Source organism: Mycolicibacterium setense, from assembly GCF_000805385.1.
GTDB lineage: Bacteria > Actinomycetota > Actinomycetes > Mycobacteriales > Mycobacteriaceae > Mycobacterium > Mycobacterium setense.
The window spans coordinates 603,325-622,933 of the sequence record NZ_JTJW01000003.1 but is presented as its reverse complement, the minus strand read 5'-3'; the positions used below and the strand labels follow the sequence as shown (position 1 = coordinate 622,933).

The following is a 19,609-nucleotide window of genomic DNA, read 5'->3' as shown; positions in this document are numbered from 1 at the left end:
GCAGAGGCGCGCGTGGTCAGGCATGTGAGGCGAAGAAATGCGCGGCTTCGGCGATGGCGTCGTGCACGGATGCGGGCTGCCAGCCAAGCTCACGCACGGCCTTGGAGTGGTCCATCGGACTCATGATGTGCATCAGCCGGACATTCAGCGGAGTCAGCCGGACATCGCGGTTTGCGATCGCCCCGACGAGGGCGCTGACCTGGCTGAGCGCCGACAGGAATCGGACGGGTAGACCCCATTGTGGCGGCCTGACACCGACTGCGTCACAGGCGGTTCCGAAGATGTCCCGAAGGCTGATGAAACGCTCCGAGACGACGTAGCGCTGGCCGATTTGGCCGCGCTCGCCAGCCAGAATCAGCGCACGAGCTGCGTCCTTGACACCGACGGCCTCGGCGCTGTAGCCCTCTATGTAGAACGGCATCTTCCCCTGTACTGCGGCGGCGACCATCCCGCCGTGGGGCGTTGGTAGGTAGTCCCCGGAGCCGTAAGTATTGGAGACGCACATTGCCACCCCGGGCAGCGCATTTTCGCGGCAGTAGTGCAGCATCAACTTCTCGGCTGCCACACGAGTCCGAACGTACTCGCCGGCGACATCGAGCCAGTTGTGTGATGTGTTCTCATCAGCTAGGCCGGATTTGACCCGCCCGATTGTCGACATGGAACTGGTGAACACGAACCGCGACAAATCGGCTTGGGCGGCAACATCGAGGACTCGCTGCAGACCAGCGACGTTCGTGCGCCACATCGGAGTTGAGTCCCGTAACCATGTCCGGGCATCGACGACGCAGTAGTAGACGACGTCGCATCCGGCCATGGCGTGCCGCACTGCGACGGTGTCGAAGATGTCGCCGTAACACCGCTCGACCGGCAAGTCATCGATACCGCGGGTCGAGCTGGTCTTGCGAATCATGACGCGCACATCATCACCGTCGGCCACCAGCTGACGTGCGACGTGTGAGCCGAGGAACCCGCTGGCTCCGATCACCAGTTTCTTCAGGCGCACGTTCGAATCCCCTCAAATTTAGTGGAATTGGCAGTCAAGCCGTAGGCAGAGCAGGTCATCACTCGTACTGCTCACCAGGAACAGCGGAGCTGTAAAGGTTTTCGGTGCCGGCAACCGGACCGCTGGCAACTGACACCGCCCCTACCGCGTGTGTTTTGAATGCACGAGCCGCACTACTGAGCCGGTATCGCAGTTCATGGACATGACCGTCGAGCTCGCCCGGTATCGGCGAGCCGCACACGGTGACCTCAGCCCAGCCGTTACGCAGAGCTCTGAGTACCTCGCGGCGAAGATCGCTGTGTTGATAGAAGGCCCTGGGAGTGAAGGCGATGGACGCGAACTCCCCTGGATCACTGTTGGGTTCAAATATCGGAGGGCTGGCCACCGTGGTAAGTCCGAGTATGTGCAGCGGTCGCAGTTCGGTCGTATCGGTGAGCGCCACGTTGACGTCCCAACCGGCTTGGACCCGGTCGCACAGGAAGCCGCCGGCCGATCCGACCAGCTCCCCGACATCGCAGGCAACGACCCACAACAGATAACGCGAGCACGGAATGCTCAGTCGCTTGGCAGAGTCGCTGCGGCCCACGGTCACTCGGGCCGCACATCGGCAGACTGCTGCAACACGACCCCTGTGTCTGCGTGGAAGCCACGCAGATCTGCGACCTCCGACAATGGGGTACGGTCGGTGCGGAACGCATTGACCGGATGCTCGCGGTCGGGGTAGCCGAGCGCCACCGCGCAGACGACGTGGCGCGTGTCCGGTAGGCCCAGCGCCTCACGCACAGCATCGGAATAACCGGCGACCGATGCCTGGGCGATGGTGGCGAGCCCGCGGGACTGCGCCGCCAGAAGCAATGTAGTGACATAGCCACCGCAGTCGACGTAACCGTACGGACCGAGCGCTGCCTCGCTGGTGACCACGACGACGTGCGGGGCGCCGAAGAACCGAAAGTTCTCCAGCGCCTGTCCGATTCGCGCGTCGGCATCGTCGTGCGCAATCCCCACGCTGTCATAGAGCGCGAAACCGGCGCCTCGCCGACGCTGTTGGTATATACCTTCATAGTGGGCCGGAGGGTCGATGTCGTAACCGCCGGATCCCCCGCGAACACAGTCCATCAGGCGGTCACTCAGACGCAGCGTCTCCGCTCCGGCCGTGACGACGACCTGCCAGGGCTGGGTATTGCACCAGGACGGTGTCCGCTGGGCGTCCTCCAGCACGGCCCGCACCAGCGACTGGGGCACCTGGCGCGGAAGGAACGCTCGGCAGCTGTGCCGGGCGGCCAGCAGCATCCGCAGACCCTCGCTGGGTTCGCACTCATGCATCCGCACGTCACGCTCCTGCCAGCACAAACTCGGCACAGCGTTCGCCGATCATCATCGACGGCGCATTCGTGTTGCCCCCGGTGACGGTCGGCATGATCGAGGCGTCGGCGACCCGCAAACCCTCGATGCCGCGCACTCGCAGCTGTGGGTCGACGACCGCCCGCTCGTCAGAACCCATTCGGCAGGTCCCCACGGGGTGGTACTCGGTGTGCACGATGTTGGGCAGGATGCGGCGCAACTCGGCCGGGTCGCTGTAGGCGGGTCCCGGCACGATCTCTCCGGTGCTGTCGCCGACGCCGGCCATCGCCTCGCGCACCATGGCGATGCCCTCGAGCAGCACCTCGGCGTCCTTGTCCGCCTGCAGGTAGGCCGGGTCGATCAGCGGCGCGAGCATGGGATCGGAGCCGGCGAGCCGCACGGTACCGCGGCTCTCCGGGTAGATCAGGGCCGGAAAAACAGAAAGGCCGGGCTTGGTCGTGGGTGGACGGACAGCACCCTCGTTGTCCTGATTGGGGAACGGGTACAGCCAGTACAGCGCGAGCAGCTGAAGGTCGGGGACTGACTTGGCGCCCGAGGAGCGCACGAATCCGGTCACCTCGAACTGCGCACCGGTCGCCCAGCCCGAACGACGCAGCCGCGCCCGCGCCAATCCGCGCATGAAATACGCCGGCGTGGGACGGCGCAGCGCCGATTTCATCTGGAAGCCGACGGGGACGAAGAGATGGTCGTGGAGGTTCTCGCCCACGGGAAGGTCGCTGACGGTCTCGATGCCGTGCTGACGCAAGTGGGCAGCCGGGCCGATGCCCGACAGCATCAGTAACTTCGGCGAGTCGAAGGCGCCGGCCGAGACGATCACCTCGCGGTCGGCCCGGATCACCTGACGCTCGCCGTCAGCGCCCACGACCTCGACGCCGACCGCCCGGCTGCCCGCCAGCACCACGCGCGTCGCACGGGCCCGGGTCAAGACCAGCAGGTTCTCCGGCGGGTCGGCCCGCAGGTAGGCACGCGAGGAGGAGTAGCGCGCGCCTGCATCCGCACTGAGCTGCATGACGCCGATCCCCTCCTGCTCGGCGCCGTTGTAGTCATCCAGTCGACGAACTCCGAGCCGGTCCGGCGCGCTGTCGAGGAAGCTCTGCGAGGCGGGGGTGAGGTCGCGCTGCCGCCGGACCTTGACCGGGCCACCGGCGCCGCGCACCTCGTCGCCGCCGTCCTCCCAATCCTCCATTCGCTTGAAGGCCGGGAGCACCTCGTCGTAGGACCAGCCGGGGGCGCCATCGGCGGCCCAGTCATCGAAGTTGCGCCGGTTGCCCCGCACGAAGAGCATCCCGTTGACGGAGCTCGAGCCGCCGAGCACCTTGCCCCGAGGCTGAGGCATGACACGGCCCAAGGCCGCCGTTTGCGGCACCGACTTGTAGCCCCAGTCGACCAGCTTCTTCAACTGTGGCGTCGAGAGCATCACCGCGACGGCTCCGGGGATCTCGATCAAGTTCCGCACCCCGAACGCGGTGTCGCTGCCGCCGGCTTCGAGCACCACGACGCTTGCGCCGCTCTCAGCAAGCCGGCGCGCCACCGCACAGCCCGCACTCCCAGCTCCGACGACGACATAGTCGGCAGCGACCATGACGGCCTCCTTTCTCTGAATGCGCTTCATCGGGTCACCGACCGCTCCAGCGGGGCGGTCGCCGCTCGAAGAACGCCGCCAGACCTTCGGCGAGATCGGCCGTGCCCAGCAACCCCCGCTGAGCCGCGCGACTGCGCTCCCAGTCGGCGGTCTCGTCCGAGGCGACCGCCGAGCGGGCCGTGTCGAGGGCGGCGCGGACCGCGAGCGGCGCGTTGGCGTTGACGCGTTCGGCGAGCGCGAGCGCGCCCTCGAGGGCGGCGCCGGGAGCGGTGAGTCGGTTGACGAAGCCCAGGCGTTCGGCGCGCTCGGCGGTCAGGGTGTCGCCGGTGGCGAGCAGTTCATGGGCGACGTTGGCGGGCAGCGCGCGGGTGATCCGGAAGGCGCCACCGAAGTCGGGCATCAGGCCGCGCTTGACCTCGGGGAGACCGAATTGGGCATCGCGGGCTGCGACCACCATGTCGCAACAGAGCACGAGCTCGAGGCCGCCGCCGAGCGCGAGGCCCTCGACCGCGGCGATGAGCGGCTTGGTGCGCTTGCGGTGGATGAGTCCGACAAGACCACCACGCTCGGTGGGTTCACCAGGTCCGCTGGCCAGGTCGGCACCTGCGGAGAAGATGGCGGGCCCGCCGGTGAGTATCCCGCACCAAAGGTCGGAGTCGTCTTCGAGCTCGTTCATCGCCCGGTCGATACCGGCGGTGACCTCTGCATCGAGCGCATTGCGCTTGCGTTCCCGGTCGATGCGCATGACAAGGACCCGGCCGTGCCGGCTGGTCACAAGGCTCACCGTTGTCCACCTGTGCTCGTTGGGAAAGGGGCCCGAGTTCCGACGCGTCGCAAGGACCCCCGCCGCGATGTCGAATAGTCGACATCGCGACCGTCGTTATTTCGATGAACGTATACTCACCCGCATGGGAGGTCAAGATGTGCCGGTGGTCGCGTCCCGGCCAACGGAGCGGGTGATCGATGTCCTCGAACTCCTGGCCCGGCGCGGCTCAGAGCCACCCCGGCTCAGCGATCTCGTCCGCGACCTCGGCCTGACGCAAGCGACCGCCCACGCGATCATGACGTCCCTCTGCGCCCGCAGGTGGGCCGTGCGGAACCCGCTAGACCGGAGCTTCACGCTCGGCCCCGCTTTCAAGGTCGCCGCAGCTCAATCCGGTGCCGACCGTGGCCTGCTGACGGCGGCCCACACCGCCGTCCGCTACCTCGCCAGCGACCTCGGCTATCCGGCATCGGTCACCGAGCGCGTCGGGGAGTCGCTCGTTATCACCACCTTGGAGTACGGCGGCAAGGAAGCTTTCGACATCGCGGCAGGCGACCGCCTTCCGTTCGCAGCGCCGCTCGGCTCTGTCTTCGTCGCGTGGGACGTCGACGAAGCACGCCGCGCCTGGATGGAGCGCGGGGCCGTAACCCATGGCGCGCTGGCGGACGGCCTCGAGCAGCTCCTCGCCGCGACCCGTGATCGCGGGTACAGCGTCGAGAGCGTGAGCCAGGCCATGGGACGAGCGGTGAAACTGATGACCACTCTCCATGGCGAACCACTGACCGAGGCCACCCGCCGCGCCATCGACGGGCTGTTGGTGGAGATGACAACCAACAGCTTGCACTCTGGTCCGCAGAACGGGGCGGATGAGCAGATGGTCTCGGCCATCTCCGCGCCGATCTTCGATCCCCAGAGCGAAGGGGTCGCCTTCAGCGTGAGCATCCATCCGCTGCGGGCGCTGTCCTCCCGTGCCATCGAGGAACTCGCACATCGGGTGGCCGCCGCCGCTGCCACCATCAACGCCACCACCGGGAGCCACGCCTGCGCGAGCGATGCCTAGGGCGTTAGCCCCTAGGGCGGTCATCCGTACGGCCGCAACAGTTTTGACCAGCCATATGCTTCATCGCCCAGACTCATGCATCGGGCACACGCCAGGTATGAAAAAGATCGCGAGACACCTCGAGGTGTCTCGCGATCTTTTCGTATTCGGTTTGAAGCTCGGTAGGTGAAGCCAGCTATGCCTCAGCAAGGTCCGTAGGCGCGAAATAGCTTCGCACCGAGGTGATCTTGCCGTGCCCGTCGAATGTCATCGTGTCGATCGGCTGCAGGCGCATCGGGGTGTCGCCGACCTTGAAGGTGATGGTGAACGAGAACGCTGCCTCGTTCGCGACCACACGGAGCAGGACCAACTCGGTCTGGCGCTCCAATTCCTGCAAGGTGGAGAAGAATTCGCGAATCTCATTCCGGCCGGCGCGGACATCACTGCCCACCGGATCCTCCACGGTCGCGTCTTCGGCGAACAGCTCCAGGAGATCATCGGTACTACCGGTCGCGAGCAGCGAAACGTAGCGGCGAATCACTTCGGCAATCTGGTCATCCCTGTTTGACGACATCATCACCCCTCATCGTGATGACGACCTTGTCGGCCGCGCCCGGCGTGGCCACACACTGCAATGCCTGGTCGAGGTCAGCGAAATCGAAGGTGTGGCTGATGATCAGCTGATACTTCTCCCAGTTGTCGATGATGTCCTTGGTCACCTCGAAGATCTCTGTGGGATAGCCCATCGAACCGATGATCGTCAGTTCGTTGCTCATCACGTTCATGAAGTCGATGCCGATGGGCTCTTTGTGAACGGCCACGACGCCGAGCTTGGCTCCGCGCTTGGCAGCGGCCAGGGCCGTGTCGACGGCCGCCGGAACGCCGGCGGCGTCCAGGAACACGTCCGTGCCGGCCTTGTTCGGCCACATCGAATCTCCTGGTCCGTGCAGTTCGATCAATCGCGCGACGACGTCCTCGTCCCTGGAGTTGATCACCGCATCCGCGCCGACTTTCAGCGCTTTCTCCAGCCGCGACGGCAGGATATCCGCCACCACAACGTGTTTGACTCCCCTCGATTTCAAGGCGATCGTGATGCCCAGGCCGATGGGACCGGCTCCGAGCACCAACACCTGGTCGTTCGTCCGAGGCGCCACCTGGTTGACCGCGTGAAGGGCGACCGCCATGGGCTCGTTGAGGGCCGCGACCTCGTACGGGACGTGATCGGGCACCACCTCGAGGCTCTGCCCCCGAATGGCGTCCTTGATGAGCAGGTAGTCGGCCAGCGCACCGGTCGAACCGCCGTTGCCGATGATGTCATCGGCGATTGCCATCGGATTGACCACCGCCCGGTCGCCGACCGCGATGTCGCGCACGTCGCCCCCGACCTGCACTACCTCACCGGCCGGTTCGTGGCCGATCGGCATACAGCCGTGCCGTGGCGGCAATCCGCCGATGGAGATGTACATCGTGTCGGACCCACAGATTCCACACGCCCGGATTCTCACCAGAACGTCCTTGTGCCCTATCTCGGGCGTCGGTACGTCCGAGATCTCGGTTTTGTCAGGGGCGGTGATGATGGCTGCTCTCACTATTGAGCTCCCTTTCACGGATGTCGTTGAATGACTCAGAGCACGCTGTAGCCACCGTCGACGACGAGCGCCGATCCGGTGTTGTACGAGGCATTTCCACTGCACAGGTAGAGGATGGGGCTGGCGATCTCCTCTGGCGTGGCGAAGCGGCCGAGCGGAATGTGATCCATCTGTTCCTGTTTGATCTCCGGCACGTAGTCCATCGGCGCGGTCATCCGGGTGGCCACGAGTCCCGGCACGACGGCGTTGACGCGGATGCCGTCGCCGGCCCATTTCACGGCCAGGTTTCGGGTGAGCGCGAGCACCCCGGCCTTCGCCGATCCGTACCCGGGCACCACCGGCACCGACCGGATGGCCGCCATGGAGCCGAACATGATCACGCTGGCCCCGCCCGGCGCGTTCGACGATTTCAGTGCGCCGTACAGCCGTTCGGTCAACCGGAACGGCGCCAGCAGATTGACGGCCACCGATTCGGTGAAACCCTCCGGGGTCGATTCGTCGAGCCCGCCCGGGAAGTTGGCCCCGGCGTTGTTGACCAGGATGTCCAGTTCGGTGAATTCTTCTGCCAACGCATCGATTCCGTTTGCGTCGGTCAGCGCCAGCTGTCGATACTTCAGTCCCGACAGGTCGACGTCGTAGTCTTCCGGACCGCCTCGCGTCCCGGTGATCGTGACCTGGGCGCCGCTGTCCCTCAGAAGCAGGGCGGTGGCATGCCCGATCCCGCTGGTGCCTCCGGTGACGAGGGCAGTCGTACCGGAGAAGTCGAACAGCACACGGTTTGTCATGAGAATTCCTTGATCTTTTCGCGCAGCCAGGCTGCTTCCCAGAAATTGGTACTGCCCTGCAGTAGATCCTGATGAGCAGCGATCAACACCTGCTTGGCCTCGCCGTCGTCGGGCTCGGCCCGGTGCACCATCTCGGCCAGGCGAATGGCACGCACCGGTTCACCGGCGTCGCGCAGTGCGCGGGCCCGGCCGAGAACCGCGGCTGTGCCGGCGAGTTCGAGCAGATCAGCCTCGGTGGCGCCCGGAGCGTCGGCATAGAGTTCGGCCGTCGACCGATGATGGAACCAGCCGGCGTAGTTCTCCCAGATGGCTCGCACGTTCCAGCGGACCAAGCCGTAGCCTTGACCCACCTCCAGTTCGGGCGGTAGTACCACTTCCCGCATCAAGGTGTGCACGTCCTTGCCGGCGTTCATCCCCGCGACAGTTTGATCGTGCAGGTACATCACCGCGTCACGCAGTCGCGTCAACTCCCACTCGATTCGGCCTTTGCCGACGATCGGCCCGAAATGCCCGGTGAGCAACGTCTCGGCGCCCAACGCCCGGACCCGGTCGATGGACTCGACCACCGTCAGCGCATCCCGATAGCGGTCCCCGCGCATCGTCACCAGGTTCGGAATATGTCCGAACAGCGCGCCGAATACATTGCCGCACAGGCAGACCCCCTCTTGCGGGAGCCACACCACCAAGCTGTCGGTGGTCTCGCCACCGGGGGTGGCATACAGCTCCAAACGGCGCCCGCCGAGTTCGATGACGAGTTCGTCATCGACGACCATCGTCGGGGTCGGGACACTCTGCGGCGGCGGCGGGCCGAATCGTGCCGCGGTGCGCCCGATCGTGTCCATCACCTTGTCGACCCACGCGAACGCCGAGTTCCTGGCCCGGAACTCGGCCAGCAGTTCGTTGTCCCGCCGCCACGTCTGCCAGTCAGCCTGGGCGACGATCTCGCTGTCGGGGTCGGCGACGGTGTCGAGGCCACCGACGTGGTCCACATGCCCTTGGGTCAGGATGACGTAGCGGATCGGCGCGGTATCGATGGCGTCATAGTTGGCCCGGTGCACGGGCCCCTCGAAACCCATCCCGGTGTTCAGCACAATCCGGCCTGCCTCGGTCGTCAGCAGGTACGAGTTCGACAGCCCCGGCGAGACCCAGATGCCAGGGCTCACTTGCTCGGCCGAAGCACCCGCCCCCACGATGTCGTCGGCACCCGGGCGGCTCAAGTATGCGGGTTGGTAGCTGGTCACGCTTCCTCCCGTACGTCGAATCGGTCGAAGTAGAACCCGAAGCGGGACCGGACTTCGTCCGGTGTCCGGCCGAAGTGGCGTTGGAGGTCGTACCGTATTTGGCCGTGTTTGCCGCGCGGATTGTCATCGAGATAGCGGGTAAACGCCGCGCGAGTATCCCCGGTCAGGGCAGTGCCGTTGTAGCCGTACAACGTTTCGAGAATCGGTATCTCGTTGCCGTTGAGCTGATGGAACCCGATGTCGACGCTGCGCTCCGGGCCGATCAGATCCCGGTCGCGCACACAAGCCCGCAGCAGCCGCTCGATCCGGTCGATCCAGTAGTCCACCAGCCCTTCCGGATCGATCTCCGTACGCCGCATCCGATCTCCGTACGCCAGCATCGTGACCGCGGACTGGATGACGGCGACGGGGTCACGGTGGGTGAACGCGACGGTGGCATCCGGGAACGTGCGGGTCAGCGGTCCGAGTTGCTCACAGTGTTGCGGCGACTTCAGCACCCACTGACGCGGACCGCGTAAGAATGTCAGAGCCTTGAGAACCGTACGTAGATAACCGTAATGCTGGTCTTGGTCCAATCCCAGGTAGAAGTCGCGCCATTGCGGCACTCGGCAATGCCACTCCAGCACATAGCTCGCGAAGTCCAGATCGAGGATCTCGACTTCTTCTTCGATCGCCTGCGGAAACCGGTCGTGCATGTTCTGCACCAACGGAGTCATGGCCATGGCCGACTCGTGCTCCGCGACACTGCGCGCGAACCTGGGATCCACGCCGTTGACGTCGGGGCCTTCACCGCGCAGGGGGAAAGGCTCCTGGCTCTCCCAGTACGGCAGGGCCCGCCGCCTGGCATCGGAGGCGATGAGATTGACCAGATGCGTTGTCCCCGAACGAGGAAGGCCGACGACGATGATCGGCCTCTCGATCTCGATGTCGTGGATCTCGGGATAGCGGCGCAGTAGATCCGTCAACAACAACCGTTGGGTGAGCAACCGAACGATGCGGTTGTGCAGGATAAAGCGGTTGAGGTTCGTATTGCCGCTGTCGGCGTCGACCGCCGCGGCGTACGCCTGCAGCCGTGGATGGAAATCGTCGGGTCCGAAGTCCTCCAATCCCGTCTTCTCGATCGCCTCGGCGATCAGGGCGGCTGGATCGAGGTCCACCGACAGGTTCTCCAGCTGCGCGAGAACCTCCCGTTGTATCGGGTTGAGCACGGGGACGGTCAGATCCTCGATGCCCAGTGCGCTGTTCGGCACGCTGCTCCTTCACGGGCTTGTAATGACGAATATTCGATGTAGTGTCCGAATATATGAACGCCAAGCTAGGCCAGTCCGACGAGCAGGGTCAAGACCCTTCGCCGCCCACCCGTCGTGTCGTCGGGGTTGTCGAGTTGCTCGCCGACCGGGCAGACCACCCCCTGACCCTGGCGGAAATCTGCCGCGAGCTGGGAATCAGTCGATCCACCGGGCACGCGATCCTGAGCACGCTCTGCTCGTGCGACTGGGTGCAGCGTGACCCACTGAGCGGGAGATATCGCCTGGGCGCAGGCCTTCCCACCACGTCTGCATCCACAGCCCCGCTGTCGCGAATGCTGCGCGAGCCGCTGCGGAAGCTGTGTTCGGACATCGGCATGGCCGCATGCATTTCCGAACTCAGGGACGGCTCCATCGCGGTGATCGAGTCAGCCTCTCCCGGCGCCAACCGCCCGCCCGTGGAAGCCGGCGTCCGCCTACCCTTCGTAGCGCCGTTCGGCCGCGAGTTCGTCGCATGGGCGCCCGCGGAGGTGGGCGATGAGTGGATGGCCGCCGCGGGCCCTGTCAATGACGTGTACCGGGCGCGTATGCCCAAGGTGCTCAAAGCGATCCAGAAACGCGGCTATGGAATCGAACGGCTCACCGACCCCCTGCTCAAGGTGTTCGCGGCCCTGATGGCCCTCGATGAAGCCACTGCGCCGGACCCTGTGGCGGCGCGACTGGCCGGGGCCGTGGCCGATCTGACGATCATCGACTTCCTGCCCGGCGAGCTGAGCAAGGTCGAGGAGTGCCCACTCGCGACGATCTCGGCACCGATCTTCGACGGGCACGGCAACGTCGTGATGTCGGTGTCCGCGCAGCCGTACAAGCGGGTCACCAATGAGGAAGTCCGCAGCGTCGGCACCAAGGTCGTCGAGTTCGCCGGGCAAGCCAGTTCCCTGATCGCGCAACATGTCCCGGCCGCCGCGATCCCTTACGCCGATCGGAATCACTGAGATGACACTGCCCATACTCAGATTCAACTTCGCCTCGCCCAACGGGGAGCCGGCGACGCAGCGGGAGTCGATTCTGGCCGCGCTCGAGATGGCGACGTGGGGCGATACGCGAGGTGTGGCCGCGGTGAGTATCGACGAACACCACGTGACCGGCCATGGCTGGAGCTCCAATCCGATCATGGCGGCAGCGTTGTTCCTGCAGAACACCAGAAATCTCATCGTGAGTATCGACTGCGCGCTCGGTCCGCTGTGGGATCCGCTGCGGCTGGCCGAAGACATCCGCTTCGTCGACCTCATGAGCGCCGGACGACTCTCGACGACCATCGGTTTGGGATACCGGACGGTGGAATACGAAGGGTTCGGTGTCGATTTTCACCGCCGGGGCGCACTCATGGACCGGCTGCTCGAGACACTGCTCGCGGCGTGGTCCGCCGACGGTGACTCAGGCGCGCGCATCGGCGCCGGCACCTGGTCGCAACCCCATCCACCGTTGTACGTGGGCGGCGGCGTGCAGGCGAGTGCCCGACGCGCAGTGCGATTCAAGTTGGGGCTGAGTCTGCCGGCGCATCTTCCCGAACTCGCCCGGTACTACCTCGATCTGTGCCGGAAGGCGGACGTGGCACCGGCCCTCATCATGCCGGCCGCGGTCAACCGCGGAATGGTGTTTCTGCACGAGGACCCCGAGAAGGCGTGGGCCGAGTTGGGCCGGCACATCCTCTGGGAGGCCGTGACCTACGGCGGCTGGGTCGACGGCGTACCGCTGTCATCGATGCATCTCCCGGGCGTCAAGACGCTCGACGCGGTCAGGGCCTCGGGCCGATACCGATTCCTGACACCCGACGAGCTGGTCGCCGAGGCTGAAGGCTGCCCTGACTACGGGGCGATGGTCTTTCACCCGTTGGTCGGCGGGATGCCGATCGACGAGGCATGGAAGTCGGTTCAGCTGCTCACAGACGAAGTGCTCCCGCGGCTGAGCAGCCGTCACGCTCACGATCAGGCAGAAACGTGACAGCGGCCACATACTTGTGGTAGTCATATGACTATTAGTCATATGTGACTGGCAGTATCTGCAGCCCGGAGGACCCCATGACCGCGATCATCGAACAGCCTGTGACCACCGAAAAGAAGGCGACCACCTGCAAGAAGGAGACCGTCGAGACGCCGAACGCCGTGATCGACCGGGTTTCCCTGGTCCTCGATGCCTTCGACGGATCCGCGCGCCTGACGCTAGCCGACATCGTGCGTCGCACCGGCCTGCCCCGCTCGTCGGCTCACCGCATTCTCGAGCGCCTCGTGCAGCTGCGCTGGCTGCGCCGCGACGGCCGCGACTACGAGTTGGGCATGCGCCTGGTCGAGTTGGGATCGCTGGCGCTACACCAGGACCGCATCCATTGCGCTGCGATCCCATTGCTGCGTGATCTGCATCGGGCCACCGGATTGGTGGTGCACCTGGCGGTCCTCGACGGGTCCGACGTGGTGTACCTAGAGAAGATCGGCGGCCAGATGGTGGCGGCCATCCCCACCCGCATCGGGGGACGACAGCCCGCGCACTGTACGGCGGTGGGCAAGGCGATCCTGGCCGACAACCCATCGGTCCAGGTCGACCTCGCCTCGCGAATGACGCGATTCTCGATCGGCTCGGAACGACAGCTGGAAGCCGAGCTGGCCAAAGTCCGTGCCCATGGCGTGGCATTCGAGCGGGAAGAATCGCTGGCCGGATTCGGTTGTGTGGCAGCGCCGATCGGGCCGGCCGGCGCTGCGGTTGCCGCGGTGTCCGTGTGCGGTCCGATGAGCCGGATCAGTTTCGACCAGCGGCTGGCCGCTCCGGTACGCATGACGGCGATGGGCATCTGGCGCAACACCGAAGGCGGGCCGCATCGAGTGGTGCCGACCTTGCAGTCGCTGCGGCCGCTGCGCGTCGGCGGCCCTGCCGGTTCTCGAGCTGCCCTGATGCCGGCATGACCCTCGATCCTCAGATCGCGGATCTGATCGAATCCCTCGATTCAGGCTTCCCGCCCGTACACACGATGACTGGCGCGCAGGCCCGCGCCGAGATCCGCGCACGCTTCGTCGCCAACCCTCATCCCGAGCCGGTCGCTTCCGTGACCGACCACCAGGTCGCCGTCGACAACGGACGTATCGACGTCCGCGTCTACCGGCCCGACAGTTCCGAACCGCTACCGATGCTGGTGTTCGCCCACGGCGGCGGATTCGTGTTCTGCGACCTGGACAGCCACGACGGGTTGTGCCGCAACCTGGCCAATCTCATTCCCGCCGTGGTGGTTTCGGTGGCGTACCGGTTGGCGCCCGAGCACCGCTGGCCGACAGCGGCCGAGGACTTCTACGCCGCCACCAGTTGGGCCGTCGAGCACGCCGCCGATTTCGGCGCCGACCCATCACGCGTCACCGTGGGCGGCGACAGCGCAGGCGGCAATCTCGCCGCGGTGACGACCCTGATGGCCCGCGACCGCGGTGGGCCAGAATTGGCCGGGCAACTCCTGTTATATCCAGTGATCGCCGCGGATTTCGACACCGAGTCCTACGGGCTGTTCGGGAAAGGCTTCTACAACCCGCGGCCGGCGATGCAGTGGTATTGGGACCAGTACGTGCCCGAGGTCACCGATCGCCGGCATCCGTACGCCTCGCCTCTGCGGGGCGACCTCAGCGGATTACCGCCGGCGGTGGTGGTTCTCACCGGCCACGACCCATTGCGCGACGAGGGCATCGCGTATGCCGACGCGCTGGAGGCAGCGGGTGTGCCGATCACCCGGTGCGCCTTCGACGGTGGCATCCACGGATTCATGACGATGCCGATGCTCGACATCGCCCACCGGGCGCGACGAGAGGCCAGTCGCGCGCTAGGTGATCTGCTCGGCGGATAGGGCAGCCCCGTAGCGTTGGCCGGGATCGAGGACGCAGTGTGTGCGGCCGAACACGGTCACCATGCACTTGTTGTTGTGGTTGCAGCGGCTGCGTGATGCCGGTTCGGCCATCATGGTGTTGACCCGGTCGGGCTCGCGCAGCAATGCCCGCCCCATGGCGAGGAAGTCGAATCCTTCCCGCAGCCCCGTCTCCAGGTGGTCGCGATCGGTGATGCCGCCCAGCAGAATGAGTTTGGTGTTGCGCATGACGGGGACGAACTGCCGTGCCGCCTCCAGCATGTAGAGGTCCCGGTACGGGTAGACGCCCATGGTCTGCTTGCCGACGAGCCTGACCGCCGGGCGCAACGCGGGTGGCATCACCTTGGCGAACTCCTTGACCGGCACATCGCCCCGGAACAGGTACATCGGCTTGTACACCGAGGACCCCTGGGTGAGTTCGATGGCATCGAGGGTCGCATCCGCGTCGAGGAGTTGGGCTGTCCTGAGTGCCTCGTCGATCCAGATGCTGCCCGGAAGCCCGTCATCCATATCGAGTTTGGCGATCACCGCGATCTGATCGCCCACGACGCCACGAACGTGTCGGGCGATCTCACGGACCAGCCGTGACCGATTGTCGATGGATCCGCCGTATTCGTCCTTGCGGCGGTTGATCAGCGGGCTCAGAAACGAGCTCGGCAGGTAGAGGTGACCGAAGTGCAGTTCGACGGCATCGAACCCGGCGTCCAACGCGACTCGGGCCGCATCACCGAACTGAGTGATCACCGTGTCGATTTCGGTGCGGGTGATCTCACGGCAATAGGCGAACGAGGTCGGGTTGACGAACCGGCTCGGCGCTACAGCCGTGACACCGGTCAGCTTCTTCTGCGCCACCACCCCGGCGTGCCCGAGCTGTGCCGAAATGGCTGCCCCCGCATCGTGTACCGCGTCGGTGAGCCGGCGCAGGCCCGGTACCGCCTTGCTGTCCATGACGATCTGACCGGGTGCGCTGGCACCTTGGGGCGACACACAGCAGTACGCGACGGTGGTCATCCCGACGCCACCCTCGGCGAAGCTGCGGTGGAAGTCGATGAGGTCATCGGTGACCAGTCCGTCGGGTGAGCGGCCTTCCGACGTGGCGGCTTTGATCACGCGATTCCGCAGCCGTACCGGGCCGAGTTGGGCCGGAGCGAACGGATCTGGGCTGGACGGATCGGTCATCGGGCCACCATCGTCGCAGAGTACGGAGTGGTCAACGGTGGGTTCCCGGTGGCCGGGAACGGATAGATGCAGTTGGGGTGGCGCGCCGTAATCTCGCGTGATGGCTGAGGTTTTCGTCATCGACCGGGTGGTCACCGCACCAGGCTGTGCGCAGAGGTTCATCGACGCGTACCTGTCCGGGTATGCCCCGGGTGCCCGTGCGCGCGGTATGACATTGCGGGACGTGCTCGTCAGCCCGCCCATCTGGTTCGACGACCGGTCCAACGTCGTCACCATCACCTGGTCGCTGCCCAGTCCGCAGGCGTGGTGGCAGATGACGTGGCAGGGCCGCCCTGATCCGGCCGTCGCCCAGTGGTGGGACAGCATCACCGACCTTGTCGTCGAACGCGACCGCAGTGTCGCGTCGGCCGCTGGAGACATCGACGAGGAGGCGGTCGCGCCAGCGCCGCCGGTCCCCTCGACCGGTGCACCCACGTTCGGGGTCACTCGACTGGTAGATGTTGCCGAGTCCGAACGGGGCCGGGTTCTCGACGCGCTGCGTGACACGGCCGAGAGAAGTGGCGCGTCAAAGGCATTGGTGCAGCCGACGCTGTCCGGATCGCGCAACGGTGGTGACATCCTGGTGCATCTGCGGTTCTCCGACGAAGATGCCTGGGCGAAAAGCGGTTTTGATGCCGCGCTGTCCGACCCGGCGATTACCCACGTCAATGGGGTGACCTACCGGGGCGCTCCGGCCCGCAGGGATAGCGGCACCGTGTATCGCGCACTGCTGCTGCGGGTTCCCGCTGAGGTCGAGGCCGAGACCGTCACGGCATTCGAGCGTGAGCTCGCGATGATGCCGCGATATGTCCCGACCATCGCCGCCTGGCAATTGAGCCGGGTCGAGCAGGCCATCGGAACCAGCGAATGGACCCACGTCTTCGAGCAGGAATTCACCGACGTCGACGGTCTGATGGGTCCCTACCTCATGCACCCGATCCACTGGGCGGTGGTCGATCGCTGGTTCGATCCGGAGACTACGGACATGATCGTCCGCGACCGGGTATGCCACAGCTTCTGCGAGCTGGCCGCCCCCGTGCTCTAGGCCGACCGGCTAGATTCCCGCGTCGAGAATGTTGGGGTTCGCGGACGCCGGCGGCTGCAACGGCGGCAACACCGTCGCACCGTCGAGTGAGTGCACCGGAAGTTGTTGCGACCACGGGTAGTGGAGGCTGAATGCCACCAGGCCGGTCCGCTCCGCAGCGGGCAGATGGCACATCGCCAGCACCGTCTCGGCCAGGTACTCAACGGGTTCGGTGGGAAAAGTGTCCGGAATCAGCGACGCCGCACCGGGCGTGCGCACCGCGGTCGACGGTCCGACGCAGTTCACCGCGATGTCGGCGTCCAGTAGTTCCGCAGCCACGCCCTGGGTGAACCGGTGCAGTGCGGCCTTGCACGACGCGTAGATCACGTCGCCCGCGGTCTTGTTGTAATCCCGGTACGGCCGGACCGGGGCCACACCGGTCACCGAGCCGATATTGACGATCCACCCTGCGCCCTGCGCACGCATGTGCGGCACAGCGGCTTTCGTCAACGCGAACGGCGCCTTCAGATAATGCTCCACAGTACGGTCGAAGGTCTCGACCGGCATGTCCTCGATGACCGAATAGTCGGCATAGCCGGCGTTGTTGACCAGGATGTCCAGCCGACCCGTGCGTTCGATGACAGCATCGATCAATCCGTCACGGGCGGTGGCGTCCTCGAGATCGGCAGCCACTCCGAAGGCCGATCCCCCGGCGTCTTCGATGAGAGCGATGGTCTCCTCGATCGTTCCCGGGATCGCCTCGGTGACCCCGGCCCGCGTGGACGGTGTCGGGGTGTGGGAGCGCGCGGTCACGGCCACGGTCGCGCCTTCCGCCGCCAGCCGCTGGGCGATCGCGCGACCAATGCCGCGGCTGCTTCCGGTGACCAATGCCGTTTTACCGGCGAGCATCTGGCTCATCGGAGAACGAAATCCTGCTCGATCGGCGCGCGGTGCTGGTGCCACAGATCCACCAGGCGGTACGGCGTGGCCACCACGACGCGTCCGGACTGCGATCGGTAGTAGGTGTGCGCGTTAGGGGTGTGACACCACACTGTGCCCTGCATGGTCTTGTCGATCCCGTCGACGTAATCCTCGAACGCGGACTGGGTGACTTCCATGGTCGACGCGCCGCGCAGCGCCATCAGCTGCAGGCACTCGAGGATGTAGTGCGCCAAGATCTCCATCGAGAAGTTGGCCCCTGCACCATGTCCCGGGCTGTAGTTCGGCGCGGAGGTGATGAACAGATTCGGGAACCCCGGTACGGTACCGCCGCGGTAGGCACTGGGACTGTCGCCCCACACCTGGGCCAGGGTCTTACCGTCCCTGCCCCGAATATCCACAGTGGACAGGAAATCCAGATGGTAACCGGTTGCGTAGATGATCACGTCGAGGTCGATCTGGCGACCATCGGCGGTGACGATGCCGCGCTCGTTGATCTCCGCGGGTTCGCTCGCCTCGACGTCGACGTGGTCGCGAGTGAGCGCGGCGTAGTAACCGCCTGGGTCACGGATGATCCGCTTGCCGTACGGGGCGAAATCCGGCGTCACCTTCTGCGCCAATTCTGTTTCAGCACCGAACATCCGGTCGATGTAGTCCAGGCACATCTGCAGAAGCACGTCGTTCGTCGGCGAGATCGACAGGTGCGTCTTGGACCATTCGGGGTCCTGCAGGATGATCGGGTAGTTGTTGTCCGCCGTGCCCCAGTACGACTTGAGCCGGTGCCACATCGAATAGAACGGCAGTGCACGCCCGAGGTAGCGTCGGTGTTCGGGCACCTCGTCGGAGGGGCGCTTTCGGGGGGCGACCCAGTGCGGCTGACGTTGGAAGACGGTCAAGTGCTCGACCTCGTCGACACAGGCGTCGATGATCTGGACCGCAGTACAGCCGGCGCCGATCACCGCGATCTTCTTACCCGTCAGATCCAGTGACGGGTCCCACTGCGCCGAGTGAATACTCGTGCCAGCGAAACTATCTGAACCCTTGATCTCCGGGAATCGGGGGCGGTTCAGGTAGCCGGCCGCCGTGACGACGACCCTGGCACGGTCGATGCTCTGGGTGCCATCGGCAGAGCGGGAGTGGATCTCCCACTGCTCCCGCTCCTCGTCCCACCACAACGCTTCGACCTCGGTACCGAACCGGATGTGGCGGCGCAGATCGTGCTTGTCGGTCAGCGAGACAAGATAGGCCTGGTACTCCGCGCCCTGCGGATAATAGTTCGACCAGTCCGGGTTCACTTCGCGTGACAGCGAGTAATACGCCGACGGAGTATCCACGCCGATGCCCGGGTAGGTGGTGGTCAGCCAGGTGCCGCCCACTTCGTCGTTGCGGTCGAAGATCTCGAACTGCACGCCCTCCTCAGCAGCGGCCAGCGCGACCGCGATGCCTGCGATACCGGCGCCGATGATAGCCACCGTGGTGGACGAGGGAATCGGCGTGGTGCGCGGCAACGTCGGATGTGACGGCCGGAATCCGCCTTGCTCCAACAGCAGGTCGACGTGTTCGTCGTCGACGGGACCGCCCAGCGCAATCGGGAGCAGGCTGGCGAAGAACTCGCGATCGTCTACCGGCAGCGCACCAACCGGACGCGGCTGGCCGAGCGCGGCAATGATTTCGTCCGCCAGCATCTCGGCCGTCTGGGGATCGGTCGTTCCGGCTCGCTCGGGCGGATCGGGAACGTGATCGATCTGGGATGCGTACCGATCGATGACCGCCGGATCACCTGTCATCTGCGCCAACACCGCGACCAGGACACCAGGATCCGCCTCCAGGAGATGGGCGCGCAGGACGTCAGGGTCTGGGGCACGATCCGCGAGTGACGAGGATTCAGTGGTAGCGGTCATGGATTCGAGTATCGAAGGATG

The 19,609-nt window shown here is 65.5% G+C and carries 19 protein-coding genes; 6 read left to right on the top strand and 13 right to left on the bottom strand.

Going from position 1 to position 19,609, the window contains the following annotated elements; genetic code table 11:
* Window positions 1-16: 16 nt before the first annotated feature.
* Genes QQ25_RS04385 through QQ25_RS04365 form a run of 5 tightly spaced genes read right to left on the bottom strand, consistent with a single transcriptional unit; the run spans window position 17 to window position 4,731 of the window.
* Window positions 17-1,003 (bottom strand): NAD-dependent epimerase/dehydratase family protein, encoded by a 987-nt coding sequence (locus QQ25_RS04385; protein WP_039377432.1) that lies wholly within the window; start codon window positions 1,001-1,003, stop codon window positions 17-19.
* Between the two features lie 58 nt (window positions 1,004-1,061).
* Complete coding sequence (locus QQ25_RS04380; RefSeq protein ID WP_052235614.1) at window positions 1,062-1,595, bottom strand: hypothetical protein; 534 nt, start codon at window positions 1,593-1,595, stop codon at window positions 1,062-1,064.
* Window positions 1,592-2,326, bottom strand: coding sequence for a nitroreductase (locus tag QQ25_RS04375; RefSeq protein ID WP_052235662.1), 735 nt, complete (start codon window positions 2,324-2,326; stop codon window positions 1,592-1,594). Before QQ25_RS04375 ends, QQ25_RS04380 begins: the two co-directional genes overlap by 4 nt.
* A gap of 7 nt (window positions 2,327-2,333) precedes the next feature.
* The gene (locus QQ25_RS04370) at window positions 2,334-3,947 is read right to left on the bottom strand and encodes a GMC family oxidoreductase (protein WP_039377786.1); all 1,614 of its coding nucleotides are present in this window, start codon (window positions 3,945-3,947) and stop codon (window positions 2,334-2,336) included.
* Between the two features lie 34 nt (window positions 3,948-3,981).
* Window positions 3,982-4,731 carry an enoyl-CoA hydratase-related protein gene (locus QQ25_RS04365; protein ID WP_039377430.1) on the bottom strand — a complete coding sequence of 250 codons (750 nt, stop codon included), beginning with the start codon at window positions 4,729-4,731 and terminating at the stop codon, window positions 3,982-3,984.
* A 124-nt stretch (window positions 4,732-4,855) separates the two neighbouring features.
* Here QQ25_RS04365 and QQ25_RS04360 point away from each other — a divergent pair, with 124 nt between their 5' ends.
* A complete protein-coding gene (locus tag QQ25_RS04360; RefSeq protein ID WP_201774195.1) occupies window positions 4,856-5,770 on the top strand; it encodes a helix-turn-helix domain-containing protein in 915 nt (304 codons plus the stop codon).
* Window positions 5,771-5,945: 175 nt separating this feature from the next.
* Here the strand turns inward: QQ25_RS04360 and QQ25_RS04355 are convergent, their stop codons facing one another.
* Genes QQ25_RS04355 through QQ25_RS04335 form a run of 5 tightly spaced genes read right to left on the bottom strand, consistent with a single transcriptional unit; the run spans window position 5,946 to window position 10,614 of the window.
* A complete protein-coding gene (locus tag QQ25_RS04355; RefSeq protein WP_234711839.1) occupies window positions 5,946-6,323 on the bottom strand; it encodes a nuclear transport factor 2 family protein in 378 nt (125 codons plus the stop codon).
* On the bottom strand, window positions 6,304-7,338 hold the full coding sequence (locus tag QQ25_RS04350; protein WP_039377427.1) for a zinc-dependent alcohol dehydrogenase: 1,035 nt from the start codon (window positions 7,336-7,338) through the stop codon (window positions 6,304-6,306). Before QQ25_RS04350 ends, QQ25_RS04355 begins: the two co-directional genes overlap by 20 nt.
* A gap of 35 nt (window positions 7,339-7,373) precedes the next feature.
* Window positions 7,374-8,123, bottom strand: coding sequence for an SDR family NAD(P)-dependent oxidoreductase (locus QQ25_RS04345; protein WP_039377424.1), 750 nt, complete (start codon window positions 8,121-8,123; stop codon window positions 7,374-7,376).
* A complete protein-coding gene (locus QQ25_RS04340) occupies window positions 8,120-9,364 on the bottom strand; it encodes an alkyl sulfatase dimerization domain-containing protein (protein ID WP_039377421.1) in 1,245 nt (414 codons plus the stop codon). Before QQ25_RS04340 ends, QQ25_RS04345 begins: the two co-directional genes overlap by 4 nt.
* Window positions 9,361-10,614, bottom strand: a complete 1,254-nt coding sequence (locus tag QQ25_RS04335; protein ID WP_039377419.1) for a sulfotransferase family protein — start codon at window positions 10,612-10,614, stop codon at window positions 9,361-9,363. Before QQ25_RS04335 ends, QQ25_RS04340 begins: the two co-directional genes overlap by 4 nt.
* 53 nt (window positions 10,615-10,667) lie before the next feature.
* Between QQ25_RS04335 and QQ25_RS04330 the strand changes: the two genes are divergently transcribed.
* From QQ25_RS04330 to QQ25_RS04315, 4 genes are all read left to right on the top strand, one after another.
* Window positions 10,668-11,606, top strand: coding sequence for an IclR family transcriptional regulator (locus QQ25_RS04330; RefSeq protein WP_039377417.1), 939 nt, complete (start codon window positions 10,668-10,670; stop codon window positions 11,604-11,606).
* Between the two features lies 1 nt (window position 11,607).
* Window positions 11,608-12,615, top strand: a complete 1,008-nt coding sequence (locus tag QQ25_RS04325) for an LLM class flavin-dependent oxidoreductase (RefSeq protein ID WP_039377414.1) — start codon at window positions 11,608-11,610, stop codon at window positions 12,613-12,615.
* Window positions 12,616-12,692: 77 nt separating this feature from the next.
* Window positions 12,693-13,568, top strand: a complete 876-nt coding sequence (locus QQ25_RS04320; protein WP_082017404.1) for an IclR family transcriptional regulator — start codon at window positions 12,693-12,695, stop codon at window positions 13,566-13,568.
* Complete coding sequence (locus QQ25_RS04315) at window positions 13,565-14,488, top strand: LipP1 family hormone-sensitive lipase (RefSeq protein WP_039377412.1); 924 nt, start codon at window positions 13,565-13,567, stop codon at window positions 14,486-14,488. The genes QQ25_RS04320 and QQ25_RS04315 overlap by 4 nt, the downstream gene beginning before the upstream one ends.
* Here the strand turns inward: QQ25_RS04315 and QQ25_RS04310 are convergent.
* Entirely contained in the window at window positions 14,465-15,685 is a 1,221-nt protein-coding gene (locus QQ25_RS04310; protein WP_039377410.1) for an NADH:flavin oxidoreductase, read from the bottom strand. The genes QQ25_RS04315 and QQ25_RS04310 overlap by 24 nt on opposite strands.
* Before the next feature lie 418 nt (window positions 15,686-16,103).
* On the opposite strand from QQ25_RS04310, the gene QQ25_RS04305 reads away from it, so the two are divergent.
* The gene (locus tag QQ25_RS04305; RefSeq protein ID WP_052235658.1) at window positions 16,104-16,769 is read left to right on the top strand and encodes a Dabb family protein; all 666 of its coding nucleotides are present in this window, start codon (window positions 16,104-16,106) and stop codon (window positions 16,767-16,769) included.
* Window positions 16,770-16,778: 9 nt separating this feature from the next.
* Here QQ25_RS04305 and QQ25_RS04300 read toward each other — a convergent pair whose 3' ends face one another.
* Window positions 16,779-17,666 carry an SDR family NAD(P)-dependent oxidoreductase gene (locus tag QQ25_RS04300; protein ID WP_039377409.1) on the bottom strand — a complete coding sequence of 296 codons (888 nt, stop codon included), beginning with the start codon at window positions 17,664-17,666 and terminating at the stop codon, window positions 16,779-16,781.
* The gene (locus tag QQ25_RS04295; RefSeq protein WP_039377404.1) at window positions 17,663-19,588 is read right to left on the bottom strand and encodes a flavin-containing monooxygenase; all 1,926 of its coding nucleotides are present in this window, start codon (window positions 19,586-19,588) and stop codon (window positions 17,663-17,665) included. Before QQ25_RS04295 ends, QQ25_RS04300 begins: the two co-directional genes overlap by 4 nt.
* Window positions 19,589-19,609 lie beyond the last annotated feature (21 nt).

Excerpts from the sequence above, each read along its gene's own strand:
- QQ25_RS04355 (WP_234711839.1), bottom strand. The coding sequence starts at position 6,323 with ATGTCGTCAAACAGGGATGACCAGATTGCCGAAGTGATTCGCCGCTAC.
- QQ25_RS04345 (WP_039377424.1), bottom strand. The coding sequence starts at position 8,123 with ATGACAAACCGTGTGCTGTTCGACTTCTCCGGTACGACTGCCCTCGTC.
- QQ25_RS04315 (WP_039377412.1), top strand. The coding sequence starts at position 13,565 with ATGACCCTCGATCCTCAGATCGCGGATCTGATCGAATCCCTCGATTCA.
- QQ25_RS04300 (WP_039377409.1), bottom strand. The coding sequence starts at position 17,666 with ATGAGCCAGATGCTCGCCGGTAAAACGGCATTGGTCACCGGAAGCAGC.
- QQ25_RS04360 (WP_201774195.1), top strand. The coding sequence starts at position 4,856 with ATGGGAGGTCAAGATGTGCCGGTGGTCGCGTCCCGGCCAACGGAGCGG.
- QQ25_RS04325 (WP_039377414.1), top strand. The coding sequence starts at position 11,608 with ATGACACTGCCCATACTCAGATTCAACTTCGCCTCGCCCAACGGGGAG.
- QQ25_RS04310 (WP_039377410.1), bottom strand. The coding sequence starts at position 15,685 with ATGACCGATCCGTCCAGCCCAGATCCGTTCGCTCCGGCCCAACTCGGC.
- QQ25_RS04375 (WP_052235662.1), bottom strand. The coding sequence starts at position 2,326 with ATGCATGAGTGCGAACCCAGCGAGGGTCTGCGGATGCTGCTGGCCGCC.
- QQ25_RS04295 (WP_039377404.1), bottom strand. The coding sequence starts at position 19,588 with ATGACCGCTACCACTGAATCCTCGTCACTCGCGGATCGTGCCCCAGAC.
- QQ25_RS04320 (WP_082017404.1), top strand. The coding sequence starts at position 12,693 with ATGACCGCGATCATCGAACAGCCTGTGACCACCGAAAAGAAGGCGACC.
- QQ25_RS04330 (WP_039377417.1), top strand. The coding sequence starts at position 10,668 with ATGAACGCCAAGCTAGGCCAGTCCGACGAGCAGGGTCAAGACCCTTCG.
- QQ25_RS04370 (WP_039377786.1), bottom strand. The coding sequence starts at position 3,947 with ATGGTCGCTGCCGACTATGTCGTCGTCGGAGCTGGGAGTGCGGGCTGT.